Raw genomic sequence first — 12,887 nt, forward strand, 5'->3', positions numbered from 1 at the left:
GCATGGGGAGCTACTCCTGTATGCCTGCTTCTGGTTCAGCCTGAAGGGGCTGACGCTTGGCGGATGGCATCGGTCAGCAGACGATGCAGTTCCGGTTGGTTCTCAGCGCGACGCAAAGCGGCGCGGGTCGCCGCATCGTTCATGATGCCGGCTACCTGCCCGAGCAGGGTGAGGTGTGCATCATCGGCCTGCTCGGGTACTAGTAGCACGAAGATGAGGTCTACCGGCTCGCCATCTACGGCATCGAAGTCAATGGGCTCAGCCAGTTTGAGAAAGCTGGCAATGGGCTCCTTGCAGTGCGGGCTGCGGGCATGGGGAATAGCCACGCCCTGACCGATGCCAGTGCTACCCAGGCGCTCACGGCCAAGCAGGCGGCTGAAGACCTCCTGGCTGTCCAGGCTGGGTATGTTCTGGGCAATAAAAGTGCTGAAGAATTCCAGCACCCGTTTTTTGCTTCCCCCGGGCACTGCAAACAGCGTGCGCTCGGGGGGCAGTATGGTATCAAGGGTCATGTTGACTCAACGAATGCCAGATGCGCCCTGAGCGCGTGCCTGGGCCTTCTCCTTGTGCTTGACTAGCTGACGATCCAGCTTGTCCGTCATGGCGTCAATGGCCGCGTACATGTCATTGTCGGTGGCCTCGGCGTGAAGCTCGGCGCCAGCGGCATGAAGTCTGCAGCCTGCGTGTCGGCGCTCTTTTTCCACGGACAACGTAACCTGCACATTGGTGATGTTGTCGTAATGGCGCTCAAGACGCGCCAGTTTTTCCTGTACGTAATCGCGCAGGGGATCAGTCAGTTCCACATGGTGCCCAGTGATGTTTACTTGCATGACACGCTCCTTGGTACTTGAGTTATGAATTGATTGTAACCCTTTTTTCCGGCCAGCAAACCCCCTGCTTTAACCGGAGCAGGAAGGCCTCCTGTAACTCAGCGCATTCGCTTGCGTCGGCTTGCGGAAGAGATGTTCATAGACTCACGATACTTGGCCACCGTCCGTCGGGCAATAAGGATATCTGCTTCACCCAGCAGCTCGGCCAGACGGCTGTCGGACAGCGGCTTGCCGGGCGGTTCATCTTCGATCAGCTGGCGAATTCTTGCCCGGATGGCCGTGCTTGAGTGGCTGTTGCTGCCTTCGCCTACCTGGCTAGAAAAGAAATGCTTCAGCTCAAATACACCGCGTGGCGTATGAATGAATTTCTGCGTGGTAACCCGCGAAATCGTCGACTCATGCATTTCTACCTGCTCGGCAATATTCGCCAGTACCAGAGGCTTCATGGCTGCTTCGCCCTGGTCAAGAAAATCCTGTTGGTAATGCATGATGGCCTGCCCGACCTTGAGCAGGGTGTCATTGCGACTGTGTAAGCTCTTGATCAACCATTGCGCTTCGCTGAGGTGCTCTTTGAGAAACTGGTTGTCTGCGCTGCGATCGGCACGGCGAATCATGGCGGCGTAGTCAGCCTGGATGCGCAGTCGCGGTATCGCTTCCGGATTGAGCTCGACTTGCCAGCCTTGGGCGACTCGGCGCATCAACAGGTCTGGGATGACGTAAGTGTCGCTGCCTGAGTCAAAGAGGCTGCCGGGGCGCGGATCAAGGCTGCGTAACAGGGCAATGGTCTCATCCAGCTCGTGCGCGTTGAGGCCCAACCGGCGCATCAGCAGGCTGTGATTGCCACTGGCCAGCGCATCGAGAAACTGGCGAGCCATACGGGAGGCCTGGGCGCGCCACGGCGTGTCTGGGGGCAAGGCATCGAGCTGCAATGTCAGGCACTCGTTGAGGTTGCGCGCCATGACCCCAGTCGGCTCAAATTGCTGCAGCCGCTTGAGTACCGCTTCGACGTCACCGACACGCAGGCTGCTCAGCCCCTGAGTGCGAAGGCCGTCGCAGATATCTTCAAGCGGTTGGTTCAGGTAGCCATCGGAATTGACGCTGTCGATCAGGCTTTCAGCAATCTGCTGTTCTCGAGCATCAATATCTTGCTGCAGGGTCAACTGCCAGCCCAACCTTTCTCTCAGCCCTTGTATCTGAGTGTCGCGCTCGAAATCAGGGGCTTGTGCGCTGCTGCTGAAGTCGCTGGAGGCAGTGTCCTGATAGGTATCAGACCAGTCGCTGTCGACGCATAGCTGGTCGGGTATTTCGTTATTCCAGCTGTCTTCGGCGGGCTCGGTAACGCTGATTTCACCGAAGCCGTCCTCCTGTTCAAGCAGCGGGTTGTTGTCGAGTGCCTGCTGAATCTCGTGGCGCAGATCCAGTGTGGAAAGCTGCAGCAAAGCAATCGCTTGCTGCAGCTGAGGCGTCATGGTCAGCTGAGTGCCAATCTTGAGTTGCAGAGTCGGCTTCATTGCCATGTTGGCGTCGCTCGCATTGAGTGAGAAGGAGGACTGTTGTCTTCTACCCTAGAGGCTGCGGAAGGTGCGTGCAACAATTAGCAAAGCAAGTATCGTGCCAATTATTGTTTTTCCTTTCATGTCTTACTGTCTACAGGCGGAAATCCTGTCCGAGGTAGACATCACGCACCCGCTGGTTGGCCAGGATGGTCTGGGTGTCGCCTTCGGCAATGATCTGGCCGTCACCGACGATGTAAGCACTGTCACAAATATCCAAGGTTTCTCGCACGTTATGGTCGGTAATCAGTACACCGATGTTGCGGGCCTTGAGCTGGCGGATGATGCCTTTGATGTCGCTGACGGAAATCGGGTCTACACCGGCAAAGGGCTCGTCGAGCAGGATGAAGGCGGGCTCGGTGGCCAGCGCACGGGCGATTTCGACTCGCCGCCGCTCGCCGCCAGACAGGCTCATGCCCATGTTGTCGCGGATGTGCGAGATATTGAAGTCTTCCAGCAGCTGTTCAAGGATCGTGCGGCGCTGCTTGCGATCAAGGGTTTTACGTGTCTCGAGAATTGCCAGGATGTTGTCGGCCACCGACAGCTTGCGAAAGATCGAGGCTTCCTGGGGCAGGTAGCCAATGCCGGCCTGTGCACGCTTGTGCATAGCGGCGTGGGACAGGTCTCGGTCGTCAATGCTAACGCGTCCGGCATCTGCCTTTATCAGCCCGACAATCATGTAAAACGACGTGGTCTTGCCCGCCCCGTTGGGGCCAAGCAGACCGACGATCTGCCCCTGTTTGATGTGCAGGCTGATGTCATGAACTACGCGTCGGCGTTTGTAGCTTTTGGCCAGGTGTTCGGCATGGAGGGTTTTCATTGCCCACCTTGCGGCTCAGGTTCCAGCGTCATGCGCACGCGCTGGCTGCCTTTCACGCCGTCAGCCGTGGAGCGAGCCTGGACCACGCGACGGTCAAGGAAGTATTCAAGAAAGCCACCGTCGAAGGTGTCATTGCCCTGATGCAGCTCCGCCTCATCGATCAGCTCTACGCGGCGCTCAGCCACATGGTAGACAATGCGCTTACCCCAGCCTTTCATGAGTTTTTCCTCGGGGGAGGGCTGCTGCTCGATGTAGGCGCGGTCGCCAACCGCCACTGCGCGGCTCAGCTGGCCGTCAGCGTTGCGGTATAGCTCTACACGGTCGCCGTTAAGCTTCATGCTGCCTTGGCGGATGCGCACATCACCCTGGTAGGTGGCGCTGCCGGCCAGGTTGTCCAGGTCAAAGCGGTCCGCTTCTACCTGAACTGGTGCACTGGCGTCGCCCTCGAGTGCATGGGCGCTTGCTGATAGTAATGTCACGGCCAGAAGCCCGGCCAGCATGGCGCTGGGAGTCAATCGAATCATGGCCCTGAAGTCTCCGGTGTAGCGGGGGGGTGATAGCCACGCACATTATCGGTAAGAGTGGCGCTGTTGTCATCGAGCCAGGCATCAAAGCGATAGCCCGTCATGCGCTGGGGTGGCTGACGCAGGGCGGAGTAGTCATCACTCCAAGCGTGGCCGGTGTTGCCGTCATAATGCAGCGTGTGGGTATCGAGTTGCCAACGCTCTTCGGGCGCATAGAGTCGTGCTTGCCCTTCAAGTGTCAGTAGGTCTTCTTTATTTGCCAGCTTGCCGTTGAGAGCCGAGGCCACCCAGCGGCGTTGATCCTCGTCGATCAAGTGTATCACTGGGCGCTCGAGCCGGGTGATGTCGTCTGGTGTGTGCACGACACGGGGCGATTCGACGCGCTGATATGGTTGCCCGTTTTCATCAAAGCGGGTCAGATAAGCGCCCTGTATTATATAGTCTGGCACATCATCGCTGCCATCGGGTATCGGGCTGGGAAGTATGCTGTCGCGGGGGTCGAGGTAGGTCAGTATGCCGCCGAGCACCACAATAAGCAGCACCAGCCAGATGCGGAACCCCGGGCGAGGTATGCGCCCGGCCATCAGTGCGGCGCCTGAAGATAGCTTTCGATCAGCGCATCCCAGTGGCCCTGGGCGCGCAGCAGGGCGTCGCAGATTTCACGTGCCGCGCCCCGGCCGCCGGCACATGTTGTCACCCAGTTGGCATGTTGCTGGATGTAGGGCGGCGCATTGGGAACGCTGATACCAATACCGCTGTGGTGGATTGCCGCTAGATCAGGCAGGTCGTCGCCGCAGTAAGCGACCTCGTCAAGACTGATATCTAGCTGCTGGCACAGTTCGCGTAGCACCGGAAGCTTGTTCTCGACCCCCTGGAAAAGGTGGGTAATGCCCAAAGATGCCGCACGCTGAGCCACCATCGGTGATGTGCGGCCGGTGATTAACGCCACCTCAATACCAAAACGCTTGGCCAGCTTGAGCCCGTGGCCATCTAGCACGTGAAATGACTTGATTTCAGTGCCGTTGCTATCGAAGTACAACTGACCATCGCTGAGCACACCGTCAACATCCAGGGCCAGCAAGCGGACAGTGCTCAGGTGTTCAAGCAGTTGTGGAGTCAGGGAGTGGGGCTCTTGGCTCATGGTGTGTCCTTGGGGCATGGGGAGTCAGGCTCAGATGACGCCGCTGCTGAGCAGGTCATGCATATGAAGTGCACCCACCGGGCGCTGGTTCCTGTCGACAACGGCCAGTGCTGTGATGCGGTTGTCTTCCATGATACGCACAGCCTCGGCAGCCAGAGTCTCGGGAGCGACCCGCAGGCCCGGCGTGGTCATGACGTCATCGACGCACAGTTCTGACAGGTCGGTGTGCTGGTCCAGGGTACGACGCAGATCGCCATCGGTGTAGACCCCCGCAAGGGTACCATCGGGTGATATGACACAAGTGAAGCCCAGCCCCTGGCGGGTGATCTCGATCAGCGCATCGCGCAAAGGGCTGCCCAGCGCAACTTGGGGCAGACGTTTACCACGATGCATCAAGTCTGACACCCGCAGCAGCAGGCGCTTGCCTAAGCTGCCCCCTGGGTGAGACAGGGCAAAGTCCTCGGCGGTGAAACCGCGGGCTTCAAGCAAGGCGACGGCCAGGGCGTCGCCCATGGCCAGCGCTGCGGTGGTTGAAGAGGTTGGCGCCAGATCCAGTGGGCAGGCCTCACGCTCCACCGCCACGTTGATATGGGCATCAGCATGGCGCGCCAGCGTAGAACCTGGCCGCCCCGTCATACTCACCAGCGGCGTACCGATGCGTTTAAGTAGTGGCAAAAGCGCTGTGACTTCACCGGTTTCGCCAGAGTTGGACAGCGCCAGCACCACATCGCCCCGGGTGACCATGCCCAGGTCACCGTGGCTGGCTTCTCCCGGGTGAACAAAGAACGCAGGCGTTCCGGTGCTGGCTAGGGTAGCGGCCACTTTTCCGGCAATATGACCGGACTTGCCCATGCCGGTAACAACAACGCGTCCACGGCAGGCCAGCATCAGTGTGCAGGCGTGGTCAAAGTTGTCATCGAGTTGTTCCACCAGCGCCGCGATGGCCTGCGACTCCAACTTGAGCGTGCGCGTGGCACTTGCGTGGAGGTCCGACATGATAGGTTGCGAGACATTGGTCATTGCACAAAGAAACACCGAAACATATGACCCATTATTGAAACCCGTGGTTGAGGTGTGTGCAAGTTGACAATGCTGGCGCCGGTCAGGGGGATTAGGATACGATGTTCGATAATTATTTCCAGAGGCTGAATGGATGAGTGAAAAGCCTTTTGTCGAGATTGAGGGATTGCACTTTTCCCGGGGTGAATCCGAAATCTTTCGTGGCATGAGCATGTCGATCCCCAAGGGGGCCATTACCGCAATCATGGGTCCCAGCGGCACAGGCAAAACCACGCTGCTCAAACTGATTGGCGGGCAGCTGACCCCGGATGCCGGTCGCATTGTCATTGATGGCCATGATGTCAATGCGCTGTCCCGTCGCTCACTGTTTCAGCTGCGCCGCCGCATGGGCATGCTGTTCCAGAGCGGAGCACTGTTCTCTGATCTCAGTGTTTTCGAGAACGTGGCATTTCCGCTGCGCGTGCATACCAACCTGCCCGAGTCCATGGTGCGTGATCTGGTGCTGATGAAACTCGAGGCCGTAGGGCTGCGTGGGGCGCGTTCGCTGATGCCGTCGGAGCTGTCCGGTGGTATGGCGCGGCGCGTGGCGCTAGCCCGGGCTATCGCCCTGGACCCAGAGCTAATCATGTATGACGAGCCTTTCGTCGGGCAGGACCCCGTCTCCATGGGCGTGCTGGTCCAGCTGATCAAGCGCATCAACATGGCGCTGGGGCTGACGGCCATTGTGGTATCTCATGACATCAAGGAAGCGCTGTCGATTGCCGACTATGTATACGTCATTGCCGACGGCGTGGTCATGGGGCAGGGCACGCCCGAAGCGCTCAACAGCGAAGATAACCCGAGAGTTCGCCAGTTCATTCACGGTGAGCCGGACGGCCCGGTGCCGTTCCACTATCCGGCAGCCGATTACGCCGCTGACCTGATGGGCGCGGAGGACACACGATGATCGGCTGGGTAATACGACTCGGGCGCAGCACCCTTGATAGCATCGAAGCGCTGGGGCAGGCCGGTATTTTTCTGGTTCAGTCAGCCATTGGCTGGCCTAGCCGTGAAGGACTTCGCCTGTGGCTGCGTCAGATGCACTTTGTGGGCGTGATGTCGCTGGCGATCGTGCTGGTGTCAGGGCTGTTTATCGGTATGGTGCTGGCCCTGCAGGGCTATACCATCCTGGTCGACTTCGGCGCGGCTGATGCCCTAGGGCAGATGGTCGCGCTGTCGCTGCTGCGCGAGCTGGCACCTGTTGTGGCGGCGTTACTGTTTGCCGGTCGCGCCGGCTCGGCTCTGACGGCTGAAATTGGCCTGATGAAAGCTACAGAACAGCTGTCCAGTATGGAAATGATTGGCGTTGATCCCCTGCGACGTGTGGTGGCACCGCGGCTGTGGGCGGGCTTTGTCTCCTTGCCGCTGCTGACCATTGGCTTCAGTGTTGTCGGTATCTGGGGTGGGCAACTGGTTGGCGTTGACTGGCTGGGCGTATTTGAAGGCTCTTACTGGGGCAATATGCAGGCCAGCGTGAGTTTTATTGATGATGTGGGCAACGGGCTGGTCAAAAGTCTGGTGTTCGCTCTGGTCGTTACCTGGATTGCGGTCTACCAGGGCTATGCGTTGATTCCCACATCCGAGGGCATATCGCGGGCCACCACACGCACTGTGGTGTATTCGTCGCTAGCGGTGCTGGGCTTTGACTTTATTCTTACCGCGGTAATGTTCGGAAACTTTGCCTGATGTTCGGAGACATACAATGAAACGCAGCAAGTTGATGGAGTTGGGCGTTGGCCTGTTCATGCTGGCTGGCGTCCTGGGGCTGGTGTTTCTCGGCCTCCGGGTCAGCGGGCTTAGCCTGGAGGCGCCCCAGAATACTTTTCAGCTGGAAGCCAACTTTGGCAACACCGGTGGGCTCAAGCCACGTTCGCGAGTCACTATGGCCGGCGTTACCGTGGGTCGTGTTGACAGCATCACCCTGGACGCCGACTGGTTCGATGCCAGAGTGATCCTGCGCTTGAACGGTGAGCTTGAAAACAGATTGCCTGAAGACACCACCGCTGCGATTCTGACATCCGGTTTGCTGGGTGAGCAGTACATCGGGTTGTCGGTGGGTGGCGCGCCGGACATGTTGGCTGATGGAGACCGTATCCGCGATACCCAGTCGGCGCTGGTTCTGGAAGAGCTGATCCAGCAGTTCATATCCCAAGCAATCGAGGATTGATGATCATGATGTTTACTTCTGTAACGGGCCGTATTCAGGCGGCACTGTTGAGCGTTCTTCTGTTGTTGTCGTCACTGCCGGTAATGGCGCAAAGCAATGACCCTGAACAGATTATTCGCAGCAGTGTCAATCAGCTGATGGGTCAGTTGGATGGGCGCAAGGATTACTATGCCAGCCATCCCAACGAGCTCAAACAGGTGGTAGAGAACAGCCTGGCCAATGTGGCAGATTTCCGCTACATCGGTGCCAGTGTGATGGGGCGTTATTTCTCTAATGCTACGCCTCAGCAGCGCTCGCGCTTTGCTGATGTCTTTCGCCAGACGCTGATCGACACCTATGCCAATGGCCTGTTGACTTTCGACTATCGCGAGCTGCGTGTGCTGGGTAACCAGCAGGCAGACCGCTATGAAGATCAGGCCAACGTGGGCATGGAAGTTGTTGCTACTGACGGCAAAGTGTTCCCGATCAGCTATACCATGCGGCTCAGCAACGGCGAGTGGAAAGTGGTCAACGTTATTGTCAACGGTATCAATCTGGGACTAACGTTCCGCAACCAGTTTGACCAGGCCATGCGCCAGAAAAACCGTAACTACGATGCTGTGATCAGCGGCTGGTCACCTGACCTAGATGCCGATGACCTGGAGCGAGGCGGCAATTCATGAGTCTGCTGCTTGAGGCGGGTGCAAGCCGCCTTGAAGCCGAGGGCAGCAGGCTTTCGGTGACTGGCGGGGTCGATTTTGACGGCGCCTCAGAGCTGGCCAGTGCAGGCTGTGCCTGGCTGGCGGAGCAGGCAGCCAGCACTCCGATCGTGCTTGACCTCAGCGGCGTGGATCGCGTCAGCAGTGCGGCCATCAGCGTGATGCTGGAGTGGCTGCGCAAGGCCAGGGCGCAACGCCTGACAGTCCAGTCCGTAGAGCTGTCTTCACCACTTCACCGTCTGGCTGAAATTGCCGGCCTAGACACCCAGCTGCCAGCCTTGACGGCGGCGGCTACCAACTGAAGCTGCTCCCGGCATCGCCAAGTGCGGCGCTTTTCTTTACTATACCTCTCCAATTCTTGCCGTCATTGGGCCACAGCGCCCAGTGGCGAGCCATGGTTTCCTAATGACAAGTGAGGGTCCGATGCAACCGACTGACGTCAAGGCGCTGCTTGAAAGCCGTATTGAAGGCTGTGAGTTTCATATTAAAGGTGAAGGCTGTGACTTTCAGGTCGTCGCTATCGGTGACGTTTTTGAAGGCCTGTCGCGAGTCAAGAGCCAGCAACTGATCCTTGGTGCGCTGTCTGATGAAATAGCCTCAGGAGCACTGCACGCTATTACTGTGCGCACTTACACCCCGCAGAAATGGCAGGATGCTCCAGAGAACGATGCTCCCAAAAATGCAGGAGCATGAGGCGTGCCCATGGATAAGTTGCTGATTACCGGAAACGGCCCAGTTGATGGAGAGGTCTGGGTCAGTGGTGCAAAAAACGCGGCATTGCCGATTCTGTGCGCCACGCTGCTCTCGGAAGGGCCGGTGACCATCGGCAATCTGCCACATCTGCAGGACATCACCACCACACTGGAGCTGCTGGGCCACATGGGATTGCAGCCGGTGATGGGCGACCGCATGAGTATCCAGCTGGATGGGTCCCAGGTCACCAGCTGCCACGCGCCCTACGAGCTGGTCAAGAAGATGCGCGCCTCTATCCTCGTGCTGGGACCGCTGCTGGCCCATTTCGGTCATGCCGATGTCTCTCTGCCCGGCGGCTGTGCCATTGGCTCGCGCCCGGTGGATCTCCACTTGCGCGGCCTGGAGGCCATGGGCGCCGAGATTGAAGTTGAAGGCGGCTATATTCGCGCCAAGGTGAATGGCCGACTCAAGGGTGCGACTATCTTTTTCGATGTGGTTACCGTTACCGGCACCGAAAACCTGCTGATGGCCGCCACCCTGGCCGACGGCACCACAGTGCTTGAAAACGCCGCCAAGGAGCCAGAAATCGTCGATCTGGCCGAGTGCCTGATCAAGATGGGCGCCAAGATCAGCGGCCATGGCACCGATACCATCACCATCGAGGGCGTCGAGCGGCTGCATGGTGCTGAGCATGACGTGATGCCCGACCGCATCGAGACCGGTACCTTTCTGGTGGCCGCTGCGCTGTCGCGGGGCAAAGTGCGTGTGCGCAACACCCGTGCCGATATCCTGGATGCCGTGCTAGCTAAGCTGGAAGAGGCAGGCGCCACCATTACCAGCGGTGACGGCTGGATCGAGCTGGACATGCATGGCAAGCGCCCCAAGGCGGTCAGTATCCGCACCGCACCTTATCCAGCGTTTCCCACTGACATGCAGGCCCAGTTTGTGGCCATGAATGCGGTAGCCGAAGGCACATCCCGGGTTGTCGAGACGATTTTCGAGAACCGCTTCATGCATGTGCAGGAACTCAACCGCATGGGCGCAGACATCGTACTGGAAGGTAACACCGCCGTGATTACCGGCGTTGATACTCTATCCGGCGCGCCGGTCATGGCCACCGACCTGCGTGCCTCGGCGTCGCTAGTGATCGCCGCCATGATGGCTGAGGGCGATACCCTGGTAGACCGCATCTACCATATTGACCGCGGTTACGAGTGTATCGAGGAAAAACTGCAGCTGCTGGGCGCGAAGATACGGCGTATTCCAGGCTAATCCATAGCGACAGGCAAAATCATGAGCAAGCAACTGATTCTGGCCCTCTCCAAGGGTCGCATACTCGACGAGACGCTGCCGCTGCTGGCCGAAGCCGGCATTTCTCCCACTGAGGACTTGAAAGCCAGTCGCAAGCTCCTGTTCGATACCAACGTTCCTGAAGTCAAGCTGGTGGTGATTCGCGCCACCGATGTGCCCACCTATGTACAACTGGGTGCGGCAGATGTCGGCATCGCCGGCAAGGATGTGCTGCTTGAGCACGGTGCCGAGGGGCTATACGAACCTATCGATCTGGAAATTGCCCGCTGTCGGCTGATGACTGCCGGTATTCAGGGCGCTGAGCCGGCTCGGGCGCGACTGCGAGTGGCCACCAAGTTTGTCAACGTGGCGCGTCGCTACTACGCTGCCCAGGGCATCCAGGCCGAAGTCATCAAGTTGTATGGCGCCATGGAACTGGCTCCGATGATGAACCTGGCCGATGAAATCGTCGACATTGTCGATACCGGTAACACCCTGCGCGCCAACGGTATGGAGCCGCGCGAACTGATTGCAGACATCAGTACTCGGCTGGTAGTCAACCAGGCCGCCATGACCATGAAGCACGAGCGCATCAAACCGCTGCTGGAAGGCCTGCGCGCCGCCGTCGCGCGCCGCCGCGCTGCCTGACCCAGGGTTATAGAAGCGGCCTTCAGGCCGCGAGACTGCCGCGCAGCGGCAGCGGGTGTATCGGCTAGCATCAAAACTGAAGACACATACTAAACAGCGAGTACTGGCACCATGGCAACCCCGATGAAGATAGCGCGGCTGACCACCGCAGACCCTGACTTCAACGTACGTCTTGATGCACTGCTGGCCTGGGAGGGCGTGTCTAACGCCGACCTGGCACAGCGTGTAGACGATATGATTGCCGCGGTTCGCCAGCGCGGCGACAGCGCCCTGGTGGAGTACAGCAACCGCTTCGACCGGCTGACAGCCACCAGCATGGCCGAACTGACCTTGACGCCCGAGCGCCTCAAGCAAGCCTTTGACGGCCTGCCCGACGAGCAGCGCCAGGCACTGTCCACTGCTGCCGAACGGGTGCGCAGCTACCACGAACACCAGAAAACCGGCTCCTGGCAGTACACCGAAGCCGACGGCAATGTGCTCGGCCAGAAGGTCACCCCGCTGGATCGGGCCGGTATTTATGTGCCCGGCGGCAAAGCAGCTTATCCGTCATCGGTGCTGATGAATGCCATTCCCGCCAAGGTGGCTGGTGTGGGTGAAATCATCATGGTGGTCCCCACGCCCGACGGCGTGCTCAACGAGCTGGTACTGGCGGCGGCCCACCTGGCCGGTGTCGACCAGGTATTTACCATCGGCGGTGCCCAGGCAGTGGCGGCACTGGCCTACGGTACTGAAACGGTGCCACGTGTCGATAAGATCGTCGGCCCCGGTAACATCTACGTGGCCACCGCCAAGCGCGCCGTATTTGGCCAGGTCGGCATCGACATGATCGCCGGGCCGTCTGAGATCCTGGTGGTGTCCGACGGCGGGACCGATCCTGAATGGCTGGCCATGGATCTGTTCTCCCAGGCCGAGCACGACGAAGACGCCCAGGCCATTTTTGTCAGTTGGGATAGCGCGCACCTGGATACCGTGGCCGAGGCCATGGCCCATCAGCTGCCGACCCTTGAGCGTGAAGACATCGCGCGCACCTCGCTGGCCGAGCGCGGCGCACTGATTCACTGCCGCAACCGTGACGAAGCCATCGAACTGATCAACCGCATCGCCCCCGAGCACCTGGAACTGTCCGTCGCCGAGCCTGAAAGCTGGCTGCCCAGCGTACGCCATGCCGGTGCCATCTTCCTCGGCCGCCACACCGCCGAAGCACTCGGCGACTACTGCGCGGGCCCCAACCACGTGCTGCCCACCTCCGGCACCGCGCGCTTCTCCTCACCGCTGGGCGTCTACGACTTCCAGAAACGCTCCTCCATCATCCACTGCAGCCCCGAAGGCGCCTCCACCCTGGGCAAAACCGCCTCGGTACTGGCGCGTGGCGAATCCCTCACCGCCCACGCCCGCAGCGCAGAGTTGCGCATCCGCGACTAGGCAGCCTGCGTTCAGTATATGCGGTTGTGTTTATTGGATTTT

The 12,887-nt window shown here is 59.4% G+C and carries 17 protein-coding genes; 9 read left to right on the forward strand and 8 right to left on the reverse strand.

Features of this window, described 5'->3' with window-relative positions; translation table 11 throughout:
• Positions 1 to 35: 35 nt before the first annotated feature.
• The 8 genes from ACTH3D_RS10220 to ACTH3D_RS10255 form a co-directional block, all read right to left on the reverse strand.
• The gene (locus tag ACTH3D_RS10220) at positions 36 to 512 is read right to left on the reverse strand and encodes a PTS sugar transporter subunit IIA (protein WP_441666975.1); all 477 of its coding nucleotides are present in this window, start codon (positions 510 to 512) and stop codon (positions 36 to 38) included.
• Positions 513 to 518: 6 nt separating this feature from the next.
• Complete coding sequence (hpf, locus tag ACTH3D_RS10225) at positions 519 to 830, reverse strand: ribosome hibernation-promoting factor, HPF/YfiA family (protein ID WP_441666976.1); 312 nt, start codon at positions 828 to 830, stop codon at positions 519 to 521.
• Between the two features lie 98 nt (positions 831 to 928).
• Positions 929 to 2,347, reverse strand: a complete 1,419-nt coding sequence (locus ACTH3D_RS10230; protein ID WP_441666977.1) for an RNA polymerase factor sigma-54 — start codon at positions 2,345 to 2,347, stop codon at positions 929 to 931.
• Positions 2,348 to 2,477: 130 nt separating this feature from the next.
• A complete protein-coding gene (gene lptB / locus ACTH3D_RS10235; RefSeq protein ID WP_441666978.1) occupies positions 2,478 to 3,203 on the reverse strand; it encodes an LPS export ABC transporter ATP-binding protein in 726 nt (241 codons plus the stop codon).
• Positions 3,200 to 3,727, reverse strand: a complete 528-nt coding sequence (gene lptA / locus ACTH3D_RS10240; protein ID WP_441666979.1) for a lipopolysaccharide transport periplasmic protein LptA — start codon at positions 3,725 to 3,727, stop codon at positions 3,200 to 3,202. Before lptA ends, lptB begins: the two co-directional genes overlap by 4 nt.
• A complete protein-coding gene (lptC, locus tag ACTH3D_RS10245) occupies positions 3,724 to 4,311 on the reverse strand; it encodes an LPS export ABC transporter periplasmic protein LptC (RefSeq protein ID WP_441666980.1) in 588 nt (195 codons plus the stop codon). The genes lptA and lptC overlap by 4 nt, the downstream gene beginning before the upstream one ends.
• Entirely contained in the window at positions 4,311 to 4,868 is a 558-nt protein-coding gene (locus ACTH3D_RS10250; RefSeq protein WP_441666981.1) for a KdsC family phosphatase, read from the reverse strand. Before ACTH3D_RS10250 ends, lptC begins: the two co-directional genes overlap by 1 nt.
• Before the next feature lie 30 nt (positions 4,869 to 4,898).
• Positions 4,899 to 5,864 carry a KpsF/GutQ family sugar-phosphate isomerase gene (locus ACTH3D_RS10255; RefSeq protein ID WP_441666982.1) on the reverse strand — a complete coding sequence of 322 codons (966 nt, stop codon included), beginning with the start codon at positions 5,862 to 5,864 and terminating at the stop codon, positions 4,899 to 4,901.
• 157 nt (positions 5,865 to 6,021) lie between these two features.
• Here ACTH3D_RS10255 and ACTH3D_RS10260 point away from each other — a divergent pair, with 157 nt between their 5' ends.
• The 9 genes from ACTH3D_RS10260 (at position 6,022) to hisD (ending at position 12,845) form a co-directional block, all read left to right on the forward strand.
• Positions 6,022 to 6,834, forward strand: a complete 813-nt coding sequence (locus ACTH3D_RS10260; protein WP_441666983.1) for an ATP-binding cassette domain-containing protein — start codon at positions 6,022 to 6,024, stop codon at positions 6,832 to 6,834.
• A complete protein-coding gene (gene mlaE / locus ACTH3D_RS10265; protein WP_441666984.1) occupies positions 6,831 to 7,613 on the forward strand; it encodes a lipid asymmetry maintenance ABC transporter permease subunit MlaE in 783 nt (260 codons plus the stop codon). The genes ACTH3D_RS10260 and mlaE overlap by 4 nt, the downstream gene beginning before the upstream one ends.
• A gap of 16 nt (positions 7,614 to 7,629) precedes the next feature.
• The gene (mlaD, locus tag ACTH3D_RS10270; protein ID WP_441666985.1) at positions 7,630 to 8,094 is read left to right on the forward strand and encodes an outer membrane lipid asymmetry maintenance protein MlaD; all 465 of its coding nucleotides are present in this window, start codon (positions 7,630 to 7,632) and stop codon (positions 8,092 to 8,094) included.
• 5 nt (positions 8,095 to 8,099) lie between these two features.
• Positions 8,100 to 8,756: an MlaC/ttg2D family ABC transporter substrate-binding protein gene (locus ACTH3D_RS10275; protein WP_441666986.1), complete on the forward strand. Its 657-nt coding sequence runs from the start codon at positions 8,100 to 8,102 to the stop codon at positions 8,754 to 8,756.
• A complete protein-coding gene (locus ACTH3D_RS10280; RefSeq protein WP_441666987.1) occupies positions 8,753 to 9,094 on the forward strand; it encodes an STAS domain-containing protein in 342 nt (113 codons plus the stop codon). Before ACTH3D_RS10275 ends, ACTH3D_RS10280 begins: the two co-directional genes overlap by 4 nt.
• A gap of 121 nt (positions 9,095 to 9,215) precedes the next feature.
• Positions 9,216 to 9,485, forward strand: a complete 270-nt coding sequence (locus ACTH3D_RS10285; RefSeq protein ID WP_441666988.1) for a BolA family protein — start codon at positions 9,216 to 9,218, stop codon at positions 9,483 to 9,485.
• A 9-nt stretch (positions 9,486 to 9,494) separates the two neighbouring features.
• Positions 9,495 to 10,757, forward strand: a complete 1,263-nt coding sequence (murA, locus tag ACTH3D_RS10290) for a UDP-N-acetylglucosamine 1-carboxyvinyltransferase (RefSeq protein ID WP_441666989.1) — start codon at positions 9,495 to 9,497, stop codon at positions 10,755 to 10,757.
• 21 nt (positions 10,758 to 10,778) lie between these two features.
• On the forward strand, positions 10,779 to 11,423 hold the full coding sequence (gene hisG, locus ACTH3D_RS10295; protein ID WP_441666990.1) for an ATP phosphoribosyltransferase: 645 nt from the start codon (positions 10,779 to 10,781) through the stop codon (positions 11,421 to 11,423).
• Between the two features lie 111 nt (positions 11,424 to 11,534).
• The gene (gene hisD, locus ACTH3D_RS10300; RefSeq protein WP_441666991.1) at positions 11,535 to 12,845 is read left to right on the forward strand and encodes a histidinol dehydrogenase; all 1,311 of its coding nucleotides are present in this window, start codon (positions 11,535 to 11,537) and stop codon (positions 12,843 to 12,845) included.
• Positions 12,846 to 12,887: the final 42 nt, after the last annotated feature.

It is taken from the genome of Halomonas sp. (assembly GCF_052095765.1).
Lineage (GTDB): Bacteria > Pseudomonadota > Gammaproteobacteria > Pseudomonadales > Halomonadaceae > Halomonas.

What these genes read in the sequence shown, in the direction of transcription:
- mlaE (WP_441666984.1), top strand. Translation starts at nt 6,831, where the DNA reads ATGATCGGCTGGGTAATACGACTCGGGCGCAGCACCCTTGATAGCATC.
- ACTH3D_RS10220 (WP_441666975.1), bottom strand. Translation starts at nt 512, where the DNA reads ATGACCCTTGATACCATACTGCCCCCCGAGCGCACGCTGTTTGCAGTG.
- ACTH3D_RS10230 (WP_441666977.1), bottom strand. Translation starts at nt 2,347, where the DNA reads ATGGCAATGAAGCCGACTCTGCAACTCAAGATTGGCACTCAGCTGACC.
- hisG (WP_441666990.1), top strand. Translation starts at nt 10,779, where the DNA reads ATGAGCAAGCAACTGATTCTGGCCCTCTCCAAGGGTCGCATACTCGAC.
- lptC (WP_441666980.1), bottom strand. Translation starts at nt 4,311, where the DNA reads ATGGCCGGGCGCATACCTCGCCCGGGGTTCCGCATCTGGCTGGTGCTG.
- ACTH3D_RS10275 (WP_441666986.1), top strand. Translation starts at nt 8,100, where the DNA reads ATGATGTTTACTTCTGTAACGGGCCGTATTCAGGCGGCACTGTTGAGC.
- ACTH3D_RS10250 (WP_441666981.1), bottom strand. Translation starts at nt 4,868, where the DNA reads ATGAGCCAAGAGCCCCACTCCCTGACTCCACAACTGCTTGAACACCTG.
- ACTH3D_RS10285 (WP_441666988.1), top strand. Translation starts at nt 9,216, where the DNA reads ATGCAACCGACTGACGTCAAGGCGCTGCTTGAAAGCCGTATTGAAGGC.
- hisD (WP_441666991.1), top strand. Translation starts at nt 11,535, where the DNA reads ATGGCAACCCCGATGAAGATAGCGCGGCTGACCACCGCAGACCCTGAC.
- lptB (WP_441666978.1), bottom strand. Translation starts at nt 3,203, where the DNA reads ATGAAAACCCTCCATGCCGAACACCTGGCCAAAAGCTACAAACGCCGA.
- lptA (WP_441666979.1), bottom strand. Translation starts at nt 3,727, where the DNA reads ATGATTCGATTGACTCCCAGCGCCATGCTGGCCGGGCTTCTGGCCGTG.
- mlaD (WP_441666985.1), top strand. Translation starts at nt 7,630, where the DNA reads ATGAAACGCAGCAAGTTGATGGAGTTGGGCGTTGGCCTGTTCATGCTG.
- ACTH3D_RS10280 (WP_441666987.1), top strand. Translation starts at nt 8,753, where the DNA reads ATGAGTCTGCTGCTTGAGGCGGGTGCAAGCCGCCTTGAAGCCGAGGGC.
- ACTH3D_RS10255 (WP_441666982.1), bottom strand. Translation starts at nt 5,864, where the DNA reads ATGTCGGACCTCCACGCAAGTGCCACGCGCACGCTCAAGTTGGAGTCG.
- hpf (WP_441666976.1), bottom strand. Translation starts at nt 830, where the DNA reads ATGCAAGTAAACATCACTGGGCACCATGTGGAACTGACTGATCCCCTG.
- ACTH3D_RS10260 (WP_441666983.1), top strand. Translation starts at nt 6,022, where the DNA reads ATGAGTGAAAAGCCTTTTGTCGAGATTGAGGGATTGCACTTTTCCCGG.
- murA (WP_441666989.1), top strand. Translation starts at nt 9,495, where the DNA reads ATGGATAAGTTGCTGATTACCGGAAACGGCCCAGTTGATGGAGAGGTC.